Source organism: Paenibacillus massiliensis 2301065 = DSM 16942 (assembly GCF_000377505.1).
Classification (GTDB): domain Bacteria; phylum Bacillota; class Bacilli; order Paenibacillales; family Paenibacillaceae; genus Paenibacillus; species Paenibacillus massiliensis.
Genome location: NZ_KB898192.1, coordinates 260,898 through 283,508, shown reverse-complemented (window position 1 = coordinate 283,508; position 22,611 = coordinate 260,898). Strand labels below are relative to the sequence as shown.

The window sequence follows — 22,611 nt, the reverse complement described above, 5'->3', positions numbered from 1 at the left end:
AAAACGGTCAAAGCTCAGCACTCTAAGAGTGCCTGGCTTTGACCGTTTTGTATGAATGCTAGTGATATTTAGGGATGTCCTCGTCTTCTTTGCCTTTTTGGCCTTCAATGACGTAGAAAGGATATTCCTTGCGCTTCTTCGATGGTTGAGCCTTGCGACTGCTCGCTACCTTAGCCATGGTACGTGCGGACGGCTTCACCTTGGGCATCTTCTTACGTCTACGACTGCCTGGAGGGAACTTATACAGCAGAAATACGACACCAAAAATGGCGATTGGAATCATTAGCATCATTAATGAACCAAAATCACCCCGAATCAGGACGTCTGCAATCCCCCAGGCTGCCAGTGCAATACTTACATAGAAGATCACCGCATGTCTGATCATCATTGATTCACCCTTTCACAGGATCGAGAGATGAGCTACTCCACTGTTCTTGCACAGGATTCTTCTCAAGCTCCGCATCCAAGGCAAGCATACGCTTGAAGGAAGCGATGGATACCTCAACCTGATCATTGCTAGGCTCCTTGGTAGTGAGCAGCTGCAGCCACAGGCCGGGATATCCCAAATAACGAAGCACAGGAATGTCTCTAAGAGCATTCGTAATTCTCAGCAGCTCGAAGGACAGACCAAGCACCAGCGGGAGCAGCAATATTCGCTGACCCATCCGCTCCCAGATGTTGTCATAAGGGAACAAGGAATACACAATAACACCGATAATGACCGTCAACATAATGAAGCTACTGCCGCAGCGATAGTGAAGTCGACTGTACTTCTGCACCTTCTCAGGTGTAAGCTCCTCGCCAGCTTCATAGGCACTTATTACTTTATGCTCTGCACCGTGATATTGGAACAGTCTCTTAATCATCGGAGTCTGAGAAATTCCCCACAGATAAGCGAGCAGCAAGATCAGCTTAATGACACCTTCCAACATGTTATGAAGCACCTGGCTTGTGAACAGGTTGCCGAAGAGAAATTCCTCAACCATGACTGGGACGAGCGTCAGTACAATTTTACCAAATAGAAAAGATAGAATGCCGACGGCAGCCACTCCGATAATCATGCTCAGGCTCCACTTGGATTCTTCTTTAGCTTTTTGCTCCGCGCGCTCCTCTGGATCAAGCTCATCATCTGCATAGGCGTCTGCTGAGTAATTCAGATGTCGTGTTCCTTTGGCACTGGAATCTATGATGCTGACAATCCCACGCAATAGTGGAATCTTGCGAAGCTTGTTCAGCAAGGGCTGCTCTTTACGCGGTACCTCTAGATATGTGATCTCGCCATTTTTGCGGCGTACGGCTGTGACGTTGACACGCTTGCCGCCGAACATCACACCTTCAATCACCGCCTGACCACCGTAGATGGCGGGTTTGGATGTCTGAGACAAACGGTTCACCTTCCATTCCGGGATGCTGTTAACAGCGTTCCCTATCTGATTATGAAATGATTATCTTACGATCAGCAGTGTGTAAAAATGCTGTGTCTGCATTTATTGTATCGAATTTTCAATAACATTTCTAGCCGATGAACATACTACAAAAAACGATGTCGCTACAATTCAGGAGGTACGGTAACTAATGGAGCATAGACAGCAGATCGGAAGCAGGCAGCATAATGGAAATAAGCGGCGCATGGGTATTGCCAATCAGGTGTCGGAAGGAAAAACCTCGGTCGTTAGCTTCTCCATGCTGACGGGCTTTTTCGCCGGGGTCATCTGGGGTTGTGTACGCTGGTTAAGCCACTACATGCATTTTACGCATGTGGAGCCAGGGTTTCTGGCTGAGCCTTTTTTTCGCCACTCCTTTATTGTCAGCGGCGCTGGACAGATTACGGGGCTGTTGTTCTTCATCGCCTTCTCGGTGCTGGCCTCTCTCCTGTATGCACTAACGATCAAGACTTTGAAAGGGCCGTATCCAGGCATGATTTACGGTGTGGTATGGTGGGCAATCCTGTTTGTGCTGGCTGGACCCAAGCTTGGTATGATGTCGCCCGTTAACCGCTCCAACTGGGATTCGATATTTACAGATTTTTGCCTAATGTTAATCTGGGGATTATTCATTGGCTACACCATTTCAGTGGAGTTCACAGATGATCGAGTACGTGATACGGACAAACCAACAAGCTCTGAATGATGGGATGAAAAGCTTGTCTAGGATGTATGTATAAAGGAAGCGAGCGGTAGCACGAACAAAAACTTCTCAAGCATACGCATCGTGTGGTAAAATAGCTTTTGGTAATTTGGGGAATCTGTAAGTCTTGCAAGACCGAAAAGAGAGGATTGACCGATCATGAACAATCGTGTGAATCAGCTTCGTCACGCTATGAGTGAACGAAATGTACAGGCTATGCTAGTTGCAAGCCCTGTGAACCGTCGCTATTTGACCGGCTTTACCGGATCAGCAGGCTATGTGCTGGTTACGGAGCATGACAGTATTTTGCTTACTGATTTCCGCTATATGACACAGGCTCCTGCACAAGCCCCTGATTTTCAGGTGGTTGAGCATGCACCGCAGGTCATGGATACGGTAAGAGAGCTGCTTACAGCACGTAGTATTACCAAGCTGGGATTCGAGCAGGAGCACGTAAGCTATAGCAGCTACACTGCATATGGCGAGAAGCTGGCGACAATCGAGCTTGTTCCGGTATCGGGCCTGGTCGAGGGATTGCGTCTGTACAAGGATGCGAATGAGATTGAATTGATGCAGCGTGCTGCTGATCTAGCTGATGCTGCATTTGCTCATATTCTTCCCAAGATCAAGCCGGGAATTACGGAGCGTGAGCTCGATCTCGAGATGGAATTCTTCATGAGAAGCCGTGGGGCTACTTCCTCCTCCTTCGACACCATTGTTGCTTCAGGCGAGCGCTCGGCATTGCCCCACGGCGTAGCGAGCAGCAAGGCAGTGCAGAAGAATGAGCTGATTACCTTCGATTTCGGGGCGCTGCTGGACGGCTATTGCTCTGACCTGACTCGTACAGTGGCAACAGGTGAGCTTGCGCCTAAGCTGCGGGAGATCTATGATGTCGTGCTGGAGGCACAGCTTCACACGCTGGAGCATATCCGTGCAGGCATGACAGGGCGTGAAGCGGATGCTCTGGCCCGTGATGTCATTACGAGACATGGATACGGGGAATATTTCGGACATAGTACCGGACATGGCTTGGGTATGGAGGTACATGAATCCCCACGTCTGTCCAAGCTGAGTGATGATGTATTAAAGCCAGGCATGGTGGTAACAGTGGAGCCAGGCATTTATTTGCCAGGACTCGGTGGTGTGCGGATTGAAGATGACATTGTCATTACCGATAATGGTATTCGCATATTGACCAGCTCAAGCAAGGAATTTACCATTGTGTAAATATGGCAGTGAACCTCAGCAACATAAAGTGGTGCAGAGGGTATTGATGGACACCTTAGGAGGGGTATTTTAGTGATTAACGTTAACGATTTTAAGACAGGTCTTACCGTAGAGGTAGACGGCGACATTTTTACCGTGCTGGATTTCCAACACGTAAAGCCAGGTAAAGGCGCAGCTTTTGTCCGCTCCAAGCTGAAGAATCTGCGTAATGGTAATACAGTAGAGCGTACGTTCCGTGCAGGTGAGACAATCGGACGTGCTCAAATCGAGAATCGTGGTGTATCCTATCTGTATGCAAGTGCAGACGAGCATACCTTCATGGACAACGAGACTTACGATCAATTCACACTGGACAGCAAGCAGCTGGAATGGGAATTGAACTTCCTCAAAGAAAACATGAACGTTCATATTGTCAGCTACCAGGGCGAAATCCTCGGGATCAACCTGCCTACCAGCGTGGAGCTGAAGGTAGTTGAGACTGAGCCAGGTATCAAAGGAAATACAGCTACTGGTGCAACCAAGAATGCTAAGGTTGAAACTGGTCTGAATGTACAGGTTCCACTGTTCATTAACCAGGACGATGTTCTGCTCGTTGATACTCGTGACGGAAAATACATCTCCCGTGCATAGTTGATTATTACTCTAGACCTGCCTTCTTCAAGGCAGGTTTTTTAGTATAAGCTTTTCGGCCTATTTGAACAGAGATGTATGACCCTCATGGATAATATGATACGGATAAACACTTCTGTAAAAAAACAATGGAACACGGTAATACTTTCGTATTATACTGTATTAAAGTTATGCCCGTGGATGTCTATTCGCTCGGGGTACAGCTTGGAAAACACTGCATAATGTGTAGTTTGAGGGAGTGAAATAGCTTTGTCTTTGTATGTTATGAAGTTTGGAGGCAGCTCTGTAGGAGATACGGAGCGAATGAAGCGTGTTGCCAAACGCATTGCGGAAAAACAAGATGAAGGGCACAAGTGCGTAGTGGTTGTGTCTGCTATGGGTGATACGACGGATGATCTCATCGATCAAGCCAAGCTGCTCAATGAGAATCCTCCTGCAAGAGAGATGGATATGCTGATGACGACCGGGGAACAGATCTCCATTGCCATGTTGTCAATGGCCCTGCATCAGTTGGGCAGAGAAGCGATCTCATTCACTGGCTGGCAGGCTGGATTTGTAACTGAATCCGAGCATGGGCGTGCGCGCATTCTGGATATTAAGCCAGCACGTGTACTTGAAGCGCTGGCAGCAGGCAAGATTGTCATCGTGGCTGGATTCCAGGGTCAGTCCGAGAGTGGCGAGATTACCACCTTGGGACGGGGCGGATCAGATACGACAGCCGTTGCGTTGGCCGGTGCCATCAAGGCAGACGCGTGTGAAATCTATACAGATGTAGACGGCATCTATTCGACAGATCCGCGGATCGTAAAGGTTGCGCGCAAGCTGCAGGAAATCTCTTATGATGAAATGCTTGAACTGGCCCACCTCGGAGCAGCAGTCCTGCATCCTCGTGCTGTGGAATATGCCAAGCACAGCAAGGTACCGCTGATAGTGCGGTCCAGTTTCAATTATAATGAAGGAACGGTTGTGAAGGAGGAAGCAGTCATGGAGCAAGGTGTAGTGGTTAGCGGCATTGCATATGATAAAAATGTAGCGCGCATCAGCATCCTGGGAGTAGTGGATGTGCCTGGTGTGCTGGCTCAAGTATTCGGAGCGCTGGCGGATGCCAAGATCGACGTGGATATCATTGTCCAAAGCGGTGTAATGGAAGGGAAAGCAGACTTCTCCTTCACAGTGGCACTGTCCGATCAGGCTGCAGCTGTCAAGGTTCTGGAAGGTATTCGTCAAGAGGTACCGTACCGTGAGGTGACAACGGAGGACGGGCTTGTGAAGATCTCTATCGTAGGTGCTGGCATGGTAAGCCATCCTGGTGTAGCAGCTAGTATGTTCGAAGTATTGTCGAAGCTTGGTGTCAGCATTAAGATGGTCAGTACTTCGGAGATCAAGGTGTCTTGTGTCATTGATGGAGAGAAGCTGCATGATGCGATCAGAGCGCTTCATACAGCATACAATCTCGATACCGAAGAGCAAGTTAGCGTAGGCGGACCACAAGAACGCAGATAGTAGATTACAACGATAATTGAATATTTTACGAGATTGGGAGTATGCCCCAGAAGGTATGATCTCGTGCTTATGCAACGGTAGCTTTGATTCAATTCAGAGCTACCGTTGTTTTTTTACGTGCACTTATATTCTCTCTTTTGAATCCTGTCATAATCGCTTCGTCCAAGCATAGACTTGTCTTAAGAGATAGAAGTCAGCTAGAGCAGACTGGGTTAGGAGGAAGCAAGATGGTAATGCAATGGCTCGATTTTATCCCGGAGCCTCTGAACATGATGCTGAGAAAGCTTCCAGCGACGCTCTTTGAGCGTCTGGAGGAAGTCAGGGTGAGGGAACAGAGGCCACTGGAAATAAATGCAGGGAGTGAGCATTATTTTGTTACGGAGGATGGCCGAATAACACACGAGGAACCGGAGGCGTACAAGCCAGGACGGGAGGATACACACAGGCTACTGGATCTGATCAGCAACCATTCTCTCTATACGCTGGAGGAGGAGCTGCGAAAAGGATTCATTACACTTCCTGGCGGTCACCGGGTCGGGCTGGCTGGAAGGACTGTACTAGGTGGAGGTCGTGTCGAACATCTGCGAGATATCAATAGCTTTAACATCCGTATTGCACGTGCTGTTCCGGGCGTAGCCGACAGAATCCTTCCGTACCTGCTCGATACCAAGACGAAGCGAGTCCTGCATACATTAATCATCTCGCCTCCACAGCAAGGAAAGACAACACTGCTGCGTGATCTCGCAAGACAGCTGAGTCAAGGCTGGAAGAGCCGTAAGGGAGGGGTGCCTATGGGAATGAAGGTAGGCATCATTGACGAACGATCCGAGATTGCAGGCAGCTACAAGGGACTTCCTGGATTCGATGTCGGGCCCCGAACGGATGTGCTGGATGGATGTCCCAAGGCAGAAGGCATGATGATGATGATTCGCTCCATGTCTCCTGACGTGCTGATCGTAGATGAGATCGGTCGTCCTGAGGATGCAGATGCTGTACGTGAAGCGCTCTATGCAGGGATCAGTGTCATTGCCTCAGTTCACGGTAGGGATCTAGCCGAGGTAGCTGCAAGGCCAGGGCTTGCCAGCGTGACGACTCAGCAGATATTTCAGATGTATGTCCAGCTTGAGCGGACGAGCCGGGGAGTGTCCTTCCGTATAGCGGATGCCAAGCAGCGAATGATGACGATCGCTGAATCACCGTCAGGAGGCCGAGGGTATGGGTAAGCTGCTGGGAGCGATCCTGATCATGCTTGCGGCAACGGTCGCTGGTTGGCACCGGGCAAGGCATTTTGCTGAGCGGCCCAGACAGATCCGGGAGATGATCCTCGGACTACAGCGTCTGGTCACTGAGATTAGTTATGGCCTTACTCCTCTACCGGAAGCGCTGAAGAAGGCCGCCATGCCGATGAGCAAGCCCTTGCGAGAGCTCTTCGAACAGGCCGCAGAAGCCATGCAGCCCGCCTCAGGGCTGACGGCCAGAGACAGTCTGCATCAGGCGATTCACAAGAGCTGGGGAAGCACCAGCATGAAGAACCCAGAGCGCGATACGATGCTGCAGCTCGCTTATAGCCTGGGTCTTAGTGACCGAGAGGATCAACTAAGACATATCACCTTAGCTGTGCAGCAGCTCAAGCATGAGGAGGCGACGGCGCAAAGTGAGCAGATGAAGTATGAGAAGCTGAGCAGAAATATGGGGCTGCTGATCGGAGCATTAATCGTCATTTTGATGTATTAGAGTATTTTGCATCTTCACAGATCAAGCGATCGTCAATCCCTCAATATATATCGAAACGTGTATGTTCGCCTATATATTGTACCTGATAGCAGGACTATTCCCAGGATGCAAAATGCTGGTATTAGCGAGGTGCTCGAATGAATCTGGAGGTTAACGCAATATTCCAAATCGCGGGAATCGGGATCATCATTGCGATGATCCATACCGTGCTCAAGCAGATGGGCAAGGAAGATATGGCTCATTGGGTCACTGTAATCGGGTTCGTGGTTGTTCTGTTTATGGTGGTCCGACTGCTTGATGAGCTGCTGCAAGAGATTAAATCCATATTTTTGTTTCAGTAGGTGAAGCCTGTGGAAATCATTCAGGTTGTCGGCTTCGGACTGATCGCTACGGTACTCATTCTAACAATTAAAGAGCAAAAACCGATGTTCGCATTTCTGATAGCCACCGCGACCGGAATCTTGATATTTCTCATGCTGATCGGGAAGATCGGTAGCGTGATTGCCATGCTGGAGCGATTGGCTCGCTCCTCAGGCATGGACATGATCTATTTCAAGACTGTCTTAAAGATTATAGGTATTGCTTATATAGCAGAATTTGGTGCCCAGATTGTGAGGGATGCGGGACAGGACAGCATTGCCTCGAAGATTGAGCTGGCGGGGAAAGTGTTGATTATGGTGCTTGCCTTGCCGATCATCGGAATCATCATCGAGACGATTCTGAAGCTTATGCCGGTGTGATTGTCTGCACCCAAGGGAGAGCTGATTGTGAGATACGCTGCTGTAGGAGTACGGGTGATCATCTGCGTCTTCTTACTGTCGCTGTGGTCCGGGGCAGTGCTGGAGGCCAGTCCTGCGGATTCGGCTGTGAACGAATGGGTCAGAAGCCAGGCAGAGAGCCTGCCCAAGGATGAGGTCGAGCGATACTGGGACCAGCTCATGAAGCAGTATGGAGGGTTTTTCCCCCAGCAGCATACGCCTTCCTTCATGGATATGCTGTTGCCTGGCAAGGAGAAGTTCACGCTGGAGGGTGCACTGTCAGCGCTAGGAGCATTTCTGTGGCAAGAAATCGCGGTGAATGCGAAGCTTCTAGTTACGATCGTGATGCTCAGTATTATGAGCATGGTACTTGAGACACTACAGACGGCGTTCGAACGAAATCAGGTCAGTAAAATAGCTTACTCTCTATGCTATATGGTCATTGTGATCATTGCCATTAACAGCTTCACAGTGGCCATTCAATATGCGAAATCAGCGATTGACATGATGACTGATTTTATGCTGGCCATGCTACCATTGTTATTCACACTGTTGGCATCTATGGGCAATGTCATAACCGTATCTGTAACGCACCCGTTGATTGTGTTCATGATCCATACGATTGCCAATGTCATTCATATGATTGTTTTTCCGCTATTCTTTTTCTCGGCCTTGTTGTATCTGGTTAGCTCCTTGACAGACAAGTACAAGCTGACACAGCTGGCGAGTCTACTGAGAACGATCGGGGCTGGTCTACTCGGCGGTCTGCTGACCATCTTTCTTGGAGTAATCTCTGTGCAGGGCTGGACCTCATCTGTAACGGATGGGATGACATTGCGTACAGCCAAGTTCATCACTGGCAGCTTCGTGCCTGTGGTCGGTAAGGCTCTGGCAGATGCAACAGACACCGTAATTACAGCTTCGCTGCTGGTCAAGAATGCTATCGGCCTTGCGGGCGTTATTATTATCCTCTTCCTGTGTGCCTTTCCGGCAATCAAGATTCTGACGCTGGCCTTGATCTACAGTGTTACGGCGGCCATTATGCAGCCACTCGGAAATACCCCGATCGTAAGCTGTCTGCAGTCTATTGGAAAAGGCATGATGCACGTATTCGCAGCTGTAGCTGCCGTAGGTCTGATGTGCTTTTTGGCCATTACGATAATGCTGACCGCAGGCAATCTGACGGTCATGATGAGGTGAAGCGATGTCCTGGCTCGGCGAATGGTTGAAGCATGTGATCCTGATTGTGTTGCTGGCTACCTTTGTAGATCTGATTCTGCCGAGCCGATCCATGGAGCGCTATGTGAAGCTGGTGCTTAGCTTGCTCATTTTATTCACACTGCTGTCGCCGATTGTTGAATTACTACAGTTCCGGGGTGCCCAGGAATTGAAGCAGGTTCTAAGTGCACAGCTGGACAGGGGGCAACGCCAACAAGGTGCACAGCCTTCGCTGGAGCAGATTCTAGCAGAGGGGGAGAAGCTGTATCAGACACAGGAAAAGGAGGCGCTCGATTGGGCAGGCAAGCAGGTCGCAGCCATGATGAAGGAGCAGGTGGAGGAGCACACAGGTCAGCGGGTGCAAGCGGTCGAGGTAGCCTTCACCCCAGTGCAGGACAAGGCGACGGGCGTTCGGACCGGGACGGAGATTACCGCTGTACGTGTACGAATGGATCACACATCATCAGTCGGCGCACCCAGGGGGAGCCTGGATAAACAAGGCACCCAAGCTGTGAGTTCTGATGCCGGCACAAACGTTGCAAGTGAGACCAATTGGCACGGTTCTGGTGTACCCCCCAATGCAAGTGTATTTGCAGGAGGGACGGAATCCCTAGCCCCAAACGAGGAGGATACGGCCATCGCCATTGCTCCGGTGGAGAAGATCAAGATTGAGGTGAGCACTTCGACCATTGGCTCTGATCAAGCACAGGAGAGTACCACATCAGGTGCCCAGTCTTCGGATGCTAGGGGAGTACAAATGGATAGGCGTCAAGAAAAGATGGAATCCACTCCAGCTACCTCAGATGATGAGGACCTCAAGGGGCTCGCGGATTGGCTGGAACGGACCTGGGGACTGAAGCGCGGGATGGTACAAATTCAAGGCGGATCACAGCTCTAGCAGTAGATCGAATCGGGAGGTGAAGAAGGTGGGGAAATGGCAGAATTGGCTGCAGCGATGGATTGGGGATGGGCCTGGCGGAGCCAAGCGCTCCAGCACGTTTCGCTGGCTGCTCATCCTGGGGCTGGTCGGGGTCGCGATCATGCTGTTCTATTCCTTCGTAAATGTCAAGACGATTGATCTGGAGAATGTAGGCCGTGAGCCCCCAAATCAGACAGGGTCTGCTGCGGTGATGGAGCCTTCCGTGACGGAGGAGAATCCCTTCGCTGCGATGGAGAAGACATTCGAAGATAACATGAAGTCCATGTTGGAGCAGATTGTAGGTGTAGGGGCCGTAGATGTCATGGTCACTGTCGACTCCACTGAGGAGCTAGTGGTTCAGCGCAATGTCAAGGATTCACAGCAGCAGACAGAGGAGACGGATTCGAATGGTGGCAAGCGACATATGACGCAGTACACAAGAGACGGTGAGATCGTGACCTATGAAGGCACAGGGGGGAATACCCCGATCATTACGAAGAAGATCAAGCCGCAGGTGCGCGGCGTTCTGGTGGTGGCGAAGGGAGCCGAGAACCGGATCGTCAAGCAACTGATTACGGATGCGGTACAAAAGGGACTGAACGTACCGACTTACAAAATCTCCGTAGTGCCTCGCAAGCAGGGGGAGCCAGGTTCTTGACCAAACATGGTGATCTATAGGCTATCGATAAGAGCACTTTTCTTGAATAGGATTGACGAATGTTAGGGATTAAGAAGACATGTGGTTCATGCAGGCACAGTTTTGTGTCATGTGGTGTGATTAGAAGTCCGGTAAAGGAAGCCAATTACACCTAAAATGCTCTAGAAATACTGGAATCGATAACGAATCAAGGACAGGAGGAAGTAAGGAATGAATAATAAAAGACAAACAATATGGTTGGTGTCCATGCTCAGTCTCATGGTGGTGCTCTCTGCGTATTATCTCTTTACAGAAAGCCCTGCCCCTGACAACCCTCCCGTGGCTGATAGCGAGCAGGTGACGGATCTGAATGCTTCGGCTGCACAAGAGACAACAACTGGTGATACATCCACTCCGGATGGGCTTGTTATCAATGAAGTCGTAACGGACGGAATTACACCTACCACTCAGGCTGATGGCACAACAGGAGCAGAAGTTCAGGGAGCAGGCGAATCGCCAAGCACGGCTGGGACTCAGGATCCAACCGCGCCAGATAAGACAACGACAACAGATAAGGAGACTACGCCGCAGAGTACCGCTACAACAGAGCAGCCGCAAGCGACAGCCAAGACAGATGACCAGGTGCTGAAAGAAGTAGCAGCTGATCAGAACGCCAAGCCGACGGCCGCAGCTGTCATTGACGATTACCTGCTTGAGCGAGATGTGAATAACCAGAAGAAGCATGAAGAACTGACAGCGGCAATGAATGACAAGGCTTCAGAGGATGCAGCCGCAGCACAACGTGAGCTTCAGGCTCTGGAGGATAAGCAAGCCAAGATTACTGGTATCGAAGAGGAACTGCAGCAGCAATATGCCAGCGCTGTCATACGGGAGGAAGATAATGACAAGTACAAGGTCGTTGTCCTGAGTGACAAGATGGATGCGAAGCAGGCTGTAGGTATTGTGGATCGGGTGATGAAGGAATTGAATGTAACACAGGACAAAATCAGTGTACAGTATGTGGCCGAGTAACCAGATCAGCCTCCATTGAGGTGCCCGGGGCGGGTTCTTCCCCGGGCTCTTTCCATTTTGAACTATTGTGATATAATACATAAAGCTATCGTGTTATACTGGCAACCATTACGCGATGAGCGGTCATTGGCCGTTCTCCATTTGTACATACCGGTGTTGATCCGGGACACAGTTGCATGGCTCCAATATGGATAACGCCATAATGGACAAGACTGTGACAGAGCCAGCAGAATGCTGAAGGAGTGATTAATTGATATGTTTAATTTGAATGAGATTAAAGAGTTGATCAAGCTGGTTGACGAGACTTCTGTGCAAGAGCTTGAGATTGAGAATGAAGGAACACGTCTGTCGATTCGCAAGCCTGGCCGTTCCGAGGTTGTGACTGTGCAAGCTCCACCTGCAGCTATACCTTATGTTCAGACTGCAGCACCTGTGCAGCAGGCTCCTGCTCAAGCCACTGGTGCTTCTATCCCGGCAGCTGAGTCGAACGATAACCTACATAAGATCGTATCGCCAATGGTCGGTACCTTCTACCGCTCTGCTTCCCCTGAAGCAGCTCCTTACGTGAGTGCTGGTGACAAAGTGAATGAGAAGACTACAGTATGCATTATCGAGGCCATGAAGCTGATGAACGAGCTCGAGGCTGAAGTGAAGGGCGAGATCGTTGAGATTCTGGTGGAGAACGGTCAACTGGTAGAGTACGGTCAGCCGTTGTTCCTGGTCAAGCCTGAGTAAGCGTCTGTAACGGGCAGAGAGATATCAATGCTCTAAGGAGGAAATATCATGACTTTTCATAAAATACTGATAGCGAACCGCGGTGAGATCGCGGTTCGCATTATTCGTGCGTGCCGCGAAATGAACATTTCTACAGTAGCTGTATATTCCGAAGCCGATAAGGATTCACTGCATGTCAGACTCGCAGATGAAGCTTATTGTATTGGACCTGTTTTGTCCAAGGACAGCTATTTGAATTTTACCAACCTGATGAGTGTGGCTACATTGACAGAATGTGACGCGATCCATCCAGGCTATGGATTTTTGGCCGAGAATGCGGATTTCGCTGAGATCTGCCAATCCTGCAATATTACATTTATCGGTCCATCTCCAGACGCGATTACTCGCATGGGGGATAAGGCGGTAGCCAAGCAGACCATGAAGGACGCTGGGGTACCCGTTATACCTGGCTCTGATGGCTTGGTAGAGGATATGAATGAAGCGATTATGATCGCAAAGGATATTGGTTATCCAGTTATTATCAAGGCTACAGCAGGTGGCGGCGGTAAGGGGATCCGGATTGCTGATAATGAGGAAATGCTCATACAGCAGATCACGACTGCTCAGCAAGAGGCCCAGAAGGCCTTCGGGAACGCAGGTGTGTATCTTGAGAAATTCCTGACTGGCATGAAGCACGTCGAAATCCAGATTATCGCTGACAAGCATGGTAATGTCGCACATCTGGGAGAGCGTGATTGCTCCATCCAGCGTCGCCGTCAAAAGCTGATTGAGGAAGCCCCTTGTCCGGTACTAGATGAGGAGACTCGTGCACGCATGGGTGAGGCTGCTGTTCGTGCAGCCAAGGCTGTTAACTACTCTGGTGCAGGGACACTTGAATTCTTGCTCGGTCCGGATAATAACTTCTACTTCATGGAAATGAATACACGCATCCAGGTAGAGCATCCAGTTACGGAGATGATTACTGGTGTCGATCTGATCAAGGAAATGATTGCGGTCGCTGAAGGCAATGTCCTCTCCTTCCGTCAGGAGGATGTCGTTATGAACGGCTGGTCCATTGAATGCCGCATTAATGCGGAGGACCCGGATCGTAACTTCATGCCGGCTCCTGGTAAAGTTAACTTTTACCTCGCACCGGGTGGTCCAGGTGTACGGGTAGATAGTGGGGCATATCCGGGCTATAGCATTCCTCCTTACTATGATTCCATGATTGCGAAGCTGATCGTATGGGGAAGCACAAGAGATGAAGCTATAGCCAAGATGAAGCGGGCCTTGTCCGAGTTCATCATTGAAGGTGTACCGACGACTATTTCGTTCCATCAGCGTTTATTACAGCATCCAACCTTTGAAAAGGGCGACTTCGATATCAAATTCCTAGAGGAAAATGAGGTCTAAGCTGCGTCGCGCCAACTAGTATCCGCTGAATAGCTGGCAAAGCTACATTTGTAAAAAATTTGCTGGCAATTTGGCGGTATTATGCCTCTGCAAGCAGTCAGGGATTGCTTGTGTGCGAAGGTTTGTCATAATGTTTACCAAATGATATAGTATGAATAATAAGTACATGCGTCGCATGAACGATGAACTTATGTTCCCGAAAGGTGTGTTGAGCGAATGAGCACTGTGCCAACTGAATTTGAACGTACTGAGATTGGCGAGATTCAGATTGCCCCTGAGGTCATTGAGGTGATCGCAGGACTGGCAACGGTAGAAGTTAAAGGTGTAGCAGGGATGAGTGGCGGACTCGCAGGCGGATTCGCAGAGCTTCTGGGACGGAAGAATCTGTCCAAGGGTGTTAAAGTGGAAGTGGGTCAGCGTGAGGCAGCCGTGGACGTCTCCGTTATTATCGAATACGGGAACCGTTTGCCAGAAGTTGCTGCTCAGATTCAACATAACGTCAAGCGTTCGATTGAGACCATGACAGGATTGAACGTAGTGGAGGTCAACGTGCATATCCATGACGTTCAATTCAAATCGGCTGTAGAGAAAGTGGAAGAGACTGATCTGACTGGACGGGTCAAATAAGCATTGTCACTGAAAACCCCCGACCTATGGGTCGAGGGTTTACTCTAATTTTAAGGAGGCTGTGCTCTTGTGGCTAAAATTATTGACAGGCTCCTGCTGTTCATCTACAGCTTGAGCATCGGGGTAATATCTATTGCAGCCATCTTCCTCCTAAGCGGAACGAATATCGGCTTTAGTCTAGGCTATATAGATGAGTACAACCTCCAGATTGTAGGGTATGTCATTGCAGGCGTGTTGCTGCTGATCAGTCTTCGCTTCTTTTACATCTCCATTCGTCGAGACAAGTCCTCTACCCCTTCGATCGATCAGCGTACAGAGCATGGAGATATCCAGATCTCTATGGACACGATTGAGAATCTGTGTCTGAAGGCAGCTGCGAAGCATCGTGGGGTAAGTGATCTCAAGACGCGCATCAGGGTGGTTGAATCTGGTCTGGATATTACATTGCGTGCAGTAGTGGATGGTGACATGTCTATTCCGGCATTGACGTCGGATATCCAGAAGGGTGTACATGACCATGTAGAAGAGATTACTGGTATTCCCGTATCTAGTGTGTCTGTCTACATAGCTAATGTCACAGCTTCTCCAAGCTTCAAGAGCCGGGTGGAATAGAGGTGATCTCCCTGATACAGTGGAAGGAAGTATGGGATCAATACAAGGGCCGAATCATAGGCGTTGTAGCAGGAATTTTTTTCGGCTTTATTTATTTATGGTTTGGTTTTTGGGATATGCTGTTCTTTGTACTATTGGTGTTCATAGGATTTACGCTAGGCAGACGAAGCGATACCAATCTGGGCTCTCTCATACCGTGGAGAGCGATTGGTGAATGGCTGAATGACCGATGGCGTCCGTTCAAATGAGACCTGTAATACGCTTTCTCCAGAAGGCTTGAGCCGCAGCTACGTTGTACCCCTTGAACCATGGAGAGAGCTATTACAGGTTTTTTTGTATAGCATGCTTGGTATCATGGGAGCAGGCATGTGAGTTGGAACATACTAAATGTGTAACTATGCTTCACAAGAGGTTGACAAGATATCAATGCAAGAGCAGATGCTCAGGAGGCAATGTATGAAGAGACGTTTGGCAAGGGAATTGACGGTACAGAGCATGTACCATATGGAAATGAACGAAGTAAGCGCCGCAGAGGCCATCGAGATGCTACTACAGGAAGCTGCAGCGGACAATGAGTCCGAGGTGGTTCTAAGCGATACAGCGAAGCTGCGTGATTATGTACAGAAGCTGGTCGAAGGCGCATGGGAGCACCGTAAGGCGCTTGATGAGCTGTTGGCCGAATACCTGAAGGGCTGGCAGGTTAGCCGTCTGTCTCGTGTAGATCGCCAGATTCTCAGATTGGCGGCTTATGAGATGGTCTTTATGGATGATGTGCCTGCCAAAGTAGCGGTCAATGAGGCCATTGAACTGTCTAAGCATTTCGGCACGGAGGAATCCGGAAAGTTCGTTAATGGAGTCCTGGGTCGTATTATTCAAGAGCTGGAGCAGCTTAAGAGCAGAAGATCTTAATGGTTGCATGGTTATCACGCAATCAAGGTACAAGGTAGACACATAGAGCTACATGCATTGATCTGGGTACGAGTAAACTGGCATTCAAGCATTCAAGAGTATCCTATTTACAATCAGATGATATCTTGCGAGGGAGAGTGTACACCATGGCAGCACCGATTATTAATGGCAAACAAGTATCTCAGGAGATTCTTGGCGATATCGCCAAAGAAACAGCAAAGCTGAAGGAGCAGGGCGTGCAACCGGGGTTGGCTGTAGTGCTCGTCGGAGAAGACCCTGCATCTCAGGTCTATGTCCGTAGCAAGGAGAAGACTTGTCTGGATCTGGGATATCATTCGGAGGTTCATCGTCTTCCAGCTGAGACAAGCCAGGAGGATTTATTGTCACTGGTCGCTGAGCTGAATGCCAAACAGGAAGTTCATGGGATTCTCGTGCAGCTGCCGCTGCCTGCCCATATGGATGAGAAGGCGGTCATTAATGCAATCGCTGTGGAAAAGGACGTCGACGGCTTCCACCCAATTAATGTCGGGAATCTGGTCATTGGGGATGATAGTCTGTTGCCGTGTACACCGGCGGGGGTCATTGAGCTGATCAAACGTGCAGGTATTGATTGCGCTGGCAAGCATGCAGTTGTCATCGGACGCAGTAATATCGTAGGTAAGCCAGTATCCCTGCTGCTCCAGCGTGAGAATGCCACTGTTACGATGTGCCATTCCCGCACAGCTAATATGAAGGAACTTTGCAAGCAAGCGGATATTCTCGTCGTTGCGATCGGTCGTCCTAAATTTGTCGATGCGAGCTTCGTGAAGCCCGGTGCGGTTGTCATTGATGTGGGCGTGAATCGCCTGGATAATGGCAAACTTGCTGGCGATGTAGACTTCGAGAGCGTACAAGAGGTATCTGGTCCAATTACCCCAGTACCAGGTGGAGTAGGTCCTATGACGATTACCATGCTAATGCAGAACACTCTGATTGCGGCTCGCCGTGCAAGCGGCCTGAAGTAAGGAGCTGACTATGGGAGAGCAGAGAATCTTCTCGATCAAGGATCTGAATCGATATATACGCATGAAGCTGGAGTCCGATTCCATGCTATCCGATGTGTGGATTCGCGGGGAGATATCCAACTTTACCCACCACTCCAGCGGTCATATGTACTTTACGCTGAAGGATGAGAGCAGTCGGATCAAGTCGATCATGTTCGCTTCTCACAATCAGCGTCTGCCGTTTGTGCCGAAGGAAGGTGCCCGAGTCATCGCTCGTGGTAACGTATCGGTCTATGAGCGTGACGGGCAGTATCAGTTCTACGCAACGCATATGCAGCCGGACGGAATTGGTAGTCTGTATCTTGCCTATGAGCAGTTGAAGAAGAAGCTACAGGAAGACGGGCTATTCGCCCCTGAGAGAAAGCGTCCTCTGCCGCGTATTCCGGCTGTTATTGCTGTTGTGACCTCACCTACTGGAGCAGCAGTACGTGATATTCTGATTACACTTCGTCGCAGATATCCACAGGCAGCGGTGCATCTCTATCCTGTTCTGGTGCAGGGCAAGGGCGCGGCTCCATCCATTGTCAAGGCAATTGAGACGGTGAATCGACTGGCTGAAGCTGATGTCATGATTGTGGGACGCGGAGGTGGGTCACTTGAGGAACTGTGGGCATTCAACGAGGAGATCGTAGCTCGGGCAATCTACAGCTCAACAATTCCTGTCATTTCTGCGGTAGGACATGAGACGGATTTTACAATAGCTGATTTTACGGCAGATCTACGTGCTGCTACACCTACAGCAGCAGCAGAGCTGGCTGTTCCTGACATTCGTGAGCTATCTGATCAAGTGCGTCAGTTCGTGTCGCGGATGAATACGGCAGTGCAGCGCCGAGCGAGGTCTGAGCGTGAACGACTGCAGCGACTGCAGCGTTCGCCTGTGCTGGTATTCCCGCGCAGATATATGCTGCAGCATGCTGAGCGGATCGATGGTCTGCGTGAACGCCTACGTCGTGCGGTTCAAGGACGTGCGAGACTTCATGTAGAGCAGAATGCACGTCTGAGGCATGCGCTGGAGCGGCATAACCCTCGCGAGCAGGTGCAGGGAGCAAGACGGCAGCTAGATGGCCTGCGTCGCCAACTGGAACAGGCCATTCGTTCCGGAACCAAGGAGCAGACAGCTAGACTGGGGGCCCATATCCGGCATCTTGATGCCTTGAGCCCGCTCAAGGTCATGGGCCGGGGATATAGTCTGGTCTATGACGAGCAAGAACGTACACTCATCAAGTCACTTACCGATGTGCAACCAGGAGACATGGTAAAAATTAAGCTGAGCGACGGGCAGCTCGACTGCCAGGTCTGGGGAATGAAGGAGGACGTGAAGAGCAGTGGCGAAGGAAACGGAGCTTAAATTTGAAGAGGCGATGGCCGCCTTAGAGGATATTGTCGGGAGACTTGAACACGGGGATGTACCGCTGGAGCAAGCGATTGAGCTTTTTCAGCAGGGCATGAAATTATCTCAAGTGTGCAGTACCAAGCTGGAGCAAGTTGAGCGCAAGATTGAAATGATCGTAGAGGAGGACGGCGAGCTGCGCAGGAAGCCGTTCGGTGGGAACATCGAAGAGGGCGAGGGTGAGAGTCTTTGAGTACGCAGCTGTCCTTTAAGCATTATTTACAGCAGGCCGCAGAGGCGGTCGAAGGCGCATTGCCGCATATTTTCCCTGCACATTGGGACATTCCTGTCTTGCTCAAGGAAGCCATGCATTATTCCGTAATGGCTGGCGGCAAACGCTTGCGTCCAGTGCTGGTATTAGCCGCAGCAGAAGCTTTTGGAGGTAGTCAGGAGGCAGCTATGCCAGTAGCCTGTGCTGTGGAGGTTGTTCACACCTATTCGCTGATTCACGATGATCTTCCTGCCATGGATGATGATGATCTGCGCCGTGGCAAGCCTACGAACCATAAGGTATACGGAGAGGCTGCCGCTATTCTGGCTGGTGACGCCTTGCTTACACATGCATTCTACTGCATTATTCAGGCAGGCAGGCAAGCTGGCGTATCGGCCGATGTGCTGCTCGCGATCGTAGAGGAGCTGTCTGAGATGGCCGGAGCTCGTGGCATGGTCGGCGGTCAGGTTGCAGATATGTCTGGCGACCAGGGGATTACAAGCCTTGAAGAGCTTCAGTACATTCATCTGCATAAGACGGCGGATCTCATTATCTTCTCTTTACTCGCGGGTGGGCGAATAGGTGGTGCGAATGACCGACAGCTGGAAGCGCTGCGAACGTTCGGGCGTGATATCGGCCTGGCCTTCCAGATCCAGGATGATATCCTGGATCTGACCGGAAGCACGGACAAGCTGGGCAAATCAACACAAAGCGATGTAAAGCAGCAGAAGGTAACTTATCCTTACTTTATTGGACTGGATGCCTCGGCGGCGGAAGTCGAGCGACTTACGCACTCTGCCAAGACAGCGATTGTGGAGGCTGGCATCCCAGATCCGACGCGCCTGCTGGAACTTGCGGACTACCTGATGAAGCGCGATCATTAAGCTTGGGGAGTGAGTAGCCTTAAGCGTGAGTCGTGGCTGTTAGAGTCGCACATTTTTGTGTGATATAATATGGACTATGTATTACATCAGGCAACATTTACAGATTCGACTACTTGAAGGAAAGCGGGGAGATTCGCGTGCTGCTTCCACACATAAAGCAACCAAGCGATTTGAAATCATTGTCTGTTGATGAGTTGGCTTCTCTCTCGGAGGAAATCCGGACATTTTTGGTGGAGAAGCTGTCTGTCACCGGAGGGCACTTGGCATCGAACCTGGGAGTGGTTGAGCTCACGGTCGCCCTGCATTATTGCTATGACAGTCCACAGGACAAAATGATCTATGATGTCGGGCATCAAGCTTATGTGCATAAGATACTGACGGGCCGTATGGACCGTTTTGATACCCTTCGCCAGCATGGAGGATTGTGCGGCTTCGTCAAGCGAAATGAAAGTGAGCATGATGTATGGGAGGCTGGTCATAGCAGTACTTCCCTGTCTGCTGCGATGGGGATGGCCTTGGCCCGTGACCTTAAAGGTGAGGACAACAAGGTCATAGCTGTCATTGGTGATGGAGCCTTGACAGGGGGGATGGCCTTTGAGGCCCTGAATCATATTGGTCACGAAGGCAAGAAGCTCATGGTCATTCTTAACGATAATGAGATGTCCATTGCCCCAAATGTCGGGGCTATGCATAATTATTTGAGCAAGATTCGATCTGACCGGCATTATCTAAGAGCGAAGGATGAGCTGGAGCTATTATTGAAGCGTATTCCAGCGATCGGGGGCAAGCTCGCCAAGTCCGCTGGACGGGTCAAGGATAGTCTGAAATACATGATGGTACCAGGTGTGTTGTTCGAGGAGCTGGGCTTCACTTATCTAGGTCCGGTAGATGGTCATGATCTGCCAAAGCTCATTGAGACCTTCCACCAAGCGGATAATGTGAATGGCCCTGTGCTGGTACATGTGCTGACAACTAAGGGCAAGGGCTACAAGCCAGCGGAAGCAGATTCGCATAAATGGCACGGCATCTCGCCTTACAAGATCGAGTCTGGTCAGGTGCTCAAGTCTGTGGGTAACCCGATGTATACCGAGGTATTTGGTCAGACACTTATTGAGCTTGCGAAGCAGGATGAACGCATTGTCGCAGTAACGCCAGCAATGCCAGGCGGTTCAGGTCTGGTGCCGTTCTCGAAGGAGTTTCCCGACCGGATGATTGATGTGGGAATTGCCGAGCAGCATGCTGCGACGATGTGTGCAGCTCTGGCGATGGAGGGAATGAAGCCGGTCTATGCGGTGTATTCTACCTTCATGCAGCGCGCTTACGATCAGATCGTTCATGACATTTGTCGGCACAATGCCAATGTCATGTTCGCGATTGACCGTGCAGGCTTCGTCGGTGCTGACGGAGAGACCCATCACGGGGTCTATGACGTGGCCTTCATGCGTCATATTCCGAATCTGGTCATGATGATGCCGAAGGATGAGAATGAGCTGCGTCACATGATGAAGACAGCTCTGGATTATAATGACGGACCGATCGCATATCGCTACCCTCGTGTCAATATCTTGGGCGTCCCACTGGATGAGGAGCTAAAGGCGATTCCAATCGGTTCATGGGAGTATCTGCGGCAAGGCGAAGGTTATGCAATTATCGCCGCAGGGCCGATGCTGCAGGTTGCGACGGAAGCTGCAGATATTCTCAAGCGTGAAGGTCTACAGGTGCATATTATTAATGCCCGCTTCTTCAAGCCGCTCGACGAGGAGCTTCTGCTGGAGCTTGCCCGCCAGGGAACGAAGCTGGTAGTTCTCGAAGAAGCGTCCGAGGCGGGTAGTCTGGGAAGCGCTGTGCTGGAATTCTATGCAAGACAGGCAAGCTTCGATATGCATATTCGTTTGCTGGGCATACCGGATTGCTTTGTTGAGCATGGCTCCATCAAGGAGCAAAGGGCAGAAGCAGGACTTACAGTAGAGTCAGTATGTGCAGAAATACGATCCCTTGCTACAACCCAGACCTTCGGCTACGGGCAGTCAGTATAAGCAAGAATAGGGGTTAAATATGTCAGTTCCTAAAGAACGTATAGATATTCTGTTAGTTGAGCAAGGCTTCTATGACAGCCGTGAGAAAGCCAAGGCGGCAATTATGGCCGGGCTTGTGCTGGCCGGAGGAGAACGGATTGAGAAGGCAGGAATGAAGGTTCCACGCGATAGTGAGCTGAAGGTAAAGGGTGCAGTGCACCCATACGTCAGTCGTGGGGGATTGAAGCTGGAGAAGGCCATTCGGGAGTTCCAGCTTCAAATGGATGGAAGAGTGATGCTGGATATCGGTTCATCTACTGGTGGCTTCACGGATTGCGCGCTTCAGCACGGCGCATCCTATGTGTATGCCATTGACGTTGGATACAATCAATTGGATTGGTCATTGCGCAATCATGAGCAGGTCTGCGTCATGGAACGAACGAATTTCCGATATACACAGCCGCAGGATTTGACGGGCCCCACTCCTGATTTTGCGAGTATTGATGTCTCGTTTATCTCCTTAAAAATCATACTTCCTCCACTCATGAACCTGCTCAAGCGCCCGGCGGATATTGCGGCTCTCATCAAGCCACAATTCGAGGCGGGCAGAGAGAAGGTTGGAAAATCCGGTGTCGTGCGTGATTCAGCGACGCACCGCGAGGTTCTGACAACGATTCTGAACTATGCTTCGGAGCTTGGATTGTCACTTCAAGGTCTTACTTTCTCACCGATTACTGGCGGCGAAGGTAACATTGAATTCCTTGCTCATTGGAGATTGGAGCCGGAGGATATAACGGAGGGTGAGGGTTCGGAGATTCACACTGCTTCTGATTCAGATGTTGATATGATTACAGAAAATGATGAAGCAATTATTCAGAATACTGCAGTTCATCACCGGAAGGAACTGATTGATCAGGTTATCCGGCAAGCTAGTGAGACTTTTCAGGCAAGTGGTTCACGCACGAAGTAACAAGGGTTCTCAAGGGTTCTCGTTATGGGCTCTTGAGA

The 22,611-nt window shown here is 50.2% G+C and carries 26 protein-coding genes; 24 read left to right on the top strand and 2 right to left on the bottom strand.

The window, feature by feature from the left end:
* Nucleotides 1-58: 58 nt before the first annotated feature.
* Nucleotides 59-388, bottom strand: coding sequence for a hypothetical protein (locus D328_RS0117840; protein ID WP_407667802.1), 330 nt, complete (start codon nt 386-388; stop codon nt 59-61).
* A 4-nt stretch (nt 389-392) separates the two neighbouring features.
* Complete coding sequence (locus D328_RS0117835; protein WP_018886397.1) at nt 393-1,385, bottom strand: DUF1385 domain-containing protein; 993 nt, start codon at nt 1,383-1,385, stop codon at nt 393-395.
* Nucleotides 1,386-1,575: 190 nt separating this feature from the next.
* On the opposite strand from D328_RS0117835, the gene D328_RS0117830 reads away from it, so the two are divergent.
* From D328_RS0117830 to D328_RS0117715, 24 genes are all read left to right on the top strand, one after another.
* Complete coding sequence (locus D328_RS0117830; protein WP_018886396.1) at nt 1,576-2,130, top strand: YqhR family membrane protein; 555 nt, start codon at nt 1,576-1,578, stop codon at nt 2,128-2,130.
* A 153-nt stretch (nt 2,131-2,283) separates the two neighbouring features.
* Entirely contained in the window at nt 2,284-3,354 is a 1,071-nt protein-coding gene (locus tag D328_RS0117825; RefSeq protein ID WP_026281249.1) for a M24 family metallopeptidase, read from the top strand.
* A gap of 72 nt (nt 3,355-3,426) precedes the next feature.
* A complete protein-coding gene (gene efp / locus D328_RS0117820) occupies nt 3,427-3,984 on the top strand; it encodes an elongation factor P (RefSeq protein ID WP_018886394.1) in 558 nt (185 codons plus the stop codon).
* 249 nt (nt 3,985-4,233) lie between these two features.
* A complete protein-coding gene (locus D328_RS0117815) occupies nt 4,234-5,487 on the top strand; it encodes an aspartate kinase (protein WP_018886393.1) in 1,254 nt (417 codons plus the stop codon).
* Nucleotides 5,488-5,720: 233 nt separating this feature from the next.
* Complete coding sequence (gene spoIIIAA / locus D328_RS0117810; RefSeq protein ID WP_154659178.1) at nt 5,721-6,710, top strand: stage III sporulation protein AA; 990 nt, start codon at nt 5,721-5,723, stop codon at nt 6,708-6,710.
* Nucleotides 6,703-7,221 (top strand): stage III sporulation protein SpoIIIAB, encoded by a 519-nt coding sequence (spoIIIAB, locus tag D328_RS0117805; RefSeq protein ID WP_018886391.1) that lies wholly within the window; start codon nt 6,703-6,705, stop codon nt 7,219-7,221. The genes spoIIIAA and spoIIIAB overlap by 8 nt, the downstream gene beginning before the upstream one ends.
* 137 nt (nt 7,222-7,358) lie before the next feature.
* Nucleotides 7,359-7,562: a stage III sporulation protein AC gene (spoIIIAC, locus tag D328_RS0117800; RefSeq protein WP_018886390.1), complete on the top strand. Its 204-nt coding sequence runs from the start codon at nt 7,359-7,361 to the stop codon at nt 7,560-7,562.
* 9 nt (nt 7,563-7,571) lie between these two features.
* Nucleotides 7,572-7,961: a stage III sporulation protein AD gene (spoIIIAD, locus tag D328_RS0117795; RefSeq protein ID WP_025681649.1), complete on the top strand. Its 390-nt coding sequence runs from the start codon at nt 7,572-7,574 to the stop codon at nt 7,959-7,961.
* A 27-nt stretch (nt 7,962-7,988) separates the two neighbouring features.
* On the top strand, nt 7,989-9,179 hold the full coding sequence (spoIIIAE, locus tag D328_RS0117790) for a stage III sporulation protein AE (RefSeq protein WP_018886388.1): 1,191 nt from the start codon (nt 7,989-7,991) through the stop codon (nt 9,177-9,179).
* Nucleotides 9,180-9,183: 4 nt separating this feature from the next.
* On the top strand, nt 9,184-10,095 hold the full coding sequence (gene spoIIIAF, locus D328_RS30365) for a stage III sporulation protein AF (RefSeq protein ID WP_018886387.1): 912 nt from the start codon (nt 9,184-9,186) through the stop codon (nt 10,093-10,095).
* Between the two features lie 28 nt (nt 10,096-10,123).
* Nucleotides 10,124-10,774, top strand: coding sequence for a stage III sporulation protein AG (gene spoIIIAG / locus D328_RS0117780; RefSeq protein ID WP_018886386.1), 651 nt, complete (start codon nt 10,124-10,126; stop codon nt 10,772-10,774).
* Nucleotides 10,775-10,984: 210 nt separating this feature from the next.
* A complete protein-coding gene (locus D328_RS0117775) occupies nt 10,985-11,785 on the top strand; it encodes a SpoIIIAH-like family protein (protein WP_018886385.1) in 801 nt (266 codons plus the stop codon).
* A gap of 255 nt (nt 11,786-12,040) precedes the next feature.
* Nucleotides 12,041-12,520 carry an acetyl-CoA carboxylase biotin carboxyl carrier protein gene (gene accB, locus D328_RS0117770; RefSeq protein WP_018886384.1) on the top strand — a complete coding sequence of 160 codons (480 nt, stop codon included), beginning with the start codon at nt 12,041-12,043 and terminating at the stop codon, nt 12,518-12,520.
* Between the two features lie 48 nt (nt 12,521-12,568).
* A complete protein-coding gene (gene accC / locus D328_RS0117765; protein ID WP_018886383.1) occupies nt 12,569-13,912 on the top strand; it encodes an acetyl-CoA carboxylase biotin carboxylase subunit in 1,344 nt (447 codons plus the stop codon).
* Nucleotides 13,913-14,128: 216 nt separating this feature from the next.
* A complete protein-coding gene (locus D328_RS0117760; RefSeq protein WP_018886382.1) occupies nt 14,129-14,539 on the top strand; it encodes an Asp23/Gls24 family envelope stress response protein in 411 nt (136 codons plus the stop codon).
* A gap of 69 nt (nt 14,540-14,608) precedes the next feature.
* Nucleotides 14,609-15,151, top strand: coding sequence for an alkaline shock response membrane anchor protein AmaP (gene amaP, locus D328_RS0117755; protein WP_018886381.1), 543 nt, complete (start codon nt 14,609-14,611; stop codon nt 15,149-15,151).
* A gap of 14 nt (nt 15,152-15,165) precedes the next feature.
* Nucleotides 15,166-15,399, top strand: coding sequence for a DUF2273 domain-containing protein (locus tag D328_RS0117750; RefSeq protein ID WP_026281248.1), 234 nt, complete (start codon nt 15,166-15,168; stop codon nt 15,397-15,399).
* Nucleotides 15,400-15,607: 208 nt separating this feature from the next.
* Nucleotides 15,608-16,060, top strand: a complete 453-nt coding sequence (nusB, locus tag D328_RS0117745) for a transcription antitermination factor NusB (protein ID WP_018886379.1) — start codon at nt 15,608-15,610, stop codon at nt 16,058-16,060.
* A 146-nt stretch (nt 16,061-16,206) separates the two neighbouring features.
* Nucleotides 16,207-17,064 (top strand): bifunctional methylenetetrahydrofolate dehydrogenase/methenyltetrahydrofolate cyclohydrolase FolD, encoded by an 858-nt coding sequence (gene folD, locus D328_RS0117740; RefSeq protein ID WP_018886378.1) that lies wholly within the window; start codon nt 16,207-16,209, stop codon nt 17,062-17,064.
* A gap of 10 nt (nt 17,065-17,074) precedes the next feature.
* Nucleotides 17,075-18,451: an exodeoxyribonuclease VII large subunit gene (gene xseA / locus D328_RS0117735; protein WP_018886377.1), complete on the top strand. Its 1,377-nt coding sequence runs from the start codon at nt 17,075-17,077 to the stop codon at nt 18,449-18,451.
* Entirely contained in the window at nt 18,429-18,686 is a 258-nt protein-coding gene (xseB, locus tag D328_RS0117730; protein ID WP_018886376.1) for an exodeoxyribonuclease VII small subunit, read from the top strand. Before xseA ends, xseB begins: the two co-directional genes overlap by 23 nt.
* Entirely contained in the window at nt 18,683-19,588 is a 906-nt protein-coding gene (locus tag D328_RS0117725; RefSeq protein ID WP_018886375.1) for a polyprenyl synthetase family protein, read from the top strand. Before xseB ends, D328_RS0117725 begins: the two co-directional genes overlap by 4 nt.
* A 137-nt stretch (nt 19,589-19,725) precedes the next feature.
* Complete coding sequence (gene dxs / locus D328_RS0117720; RefSeq protein ID WP_018886374.1) at nt 19,726-21,624, top strand: 1-deoxy-D-xylulose-5-phosphate synthase; 1,899 nt, start codon at nt 19,726-19,728, stop codon at nt 21,622-21,624.
* Nucleotides 21,625-21,643: 19 nt separating this feature from the next.
* On the top strand, nt 21,644-22,573 hold the full coding sequence (locus D328_RS0117715) for a TlyA family RNA methyltransferase (RefSeq protein WP_018886373.1): 930 nt from the start codon (nt 21,644-21,646) through the stop codon (nt 22,571-22,573).
* The last annotated feature ends 38 nt before the right edge of the window (nt 22,574-22,611 follow it).

Excerpts from the sequence above, each read along its gene's own strand:
- D328_RS0117840 (WP_407667802.1), bottom strand. The coding sequence starts at position 388 with ATGATGATCAGACATGCGGTGATCTTCTATGTAAGTATTGCACTGGCA.
- D328_RS0117830 (WP_018886396.1), top strand. The coding sequence starts at position 1,576 with ATGGAGCATAGACAGCAGATCGGAAGCAGGCAGCATAATGGAAATAAG.
- spoIIIAA (WP_154659178.1), top strand. The coding sequence starts at position 5,721 with ATGCAATGGCTCGATTTTATCCCGGAGCCTCTGAACATGATGCTGAGA.
- spoIIIAB (WP_018886391.1), top strand. The coding sequence starts at position 6,703 with ATGGGTAAGCTGCTGGGAGCGATCCTGATCATGCTTGCGGCAACGGTC.
- spoIIIAC (WP_018886390.1), top strand. The coding sequence starts at position 7,359 with ATGAATCTGGAGGTTAACGCAATATTCCAAATCGCGGGAATCGGGATC.
- spoIIIAF (WP_018886387.1), top strand. The coding sequence starts at position 9,184 with ATGTCCTGGCTCGGCGAATGGTTGAAGCATGTGATCCTGATTGTGTTG.
- D328_RS0117775 (WP_018886385.1), top strand. The coding sequence starts at position 10,985 with ATGAATAATAAAAGACAAACAATATGGTTGGTGTCCATGCTCAGTCTC.
- accB (WP_018886384.1), top strand. The coding sequence starts at position 12,041 with ATGTTTAATTTGAATGAGATTAAAGAGTTGATCAAGCTGGTTGACGAG.
- accC (WP_018886383.1), top strand. The coding sequence starts at position 12,569 with ATGACTTTTCATAAAATACTGATAGCGAACCGCGGTGAGATCGCGGTT.
- D328_RS0117760 (WP_018886382.1), top strand. The coding sequence starts at position 14,129 with ATGAGCACTGTGCCAACTGAATTTGAACGTACTGAGATTGGCGAGATT.
- nusB (WP_018886379.1), top strand. The coding sequence starts at position 15,608 with ATGAAGAGACGTTTGGCAAGGGAATTGACGGTACAGAGCATGTACCAT.
- folD (WP_018886378.1), top strand. The coding sequence starts at position 16,207 with ATGGCAGCACCGATTATTAATGGCAAACAAGTATCTCAGGAGATTCTT.
- xseA (WP_018886377.1), top strand. The coding sequence starts at position 17,075 with ATGGGAGAGCAGAGAATCTTCTCGATCAAGGATCTGAATCGATATATA.
- D328_RS0117715 (WP_018886373.1), top strand. The coding sequence starts at position 21,644 with ATGTCAGTTCCTAAAGAACGTATAGATATTCTGTTAGTTGAGCAAGGC.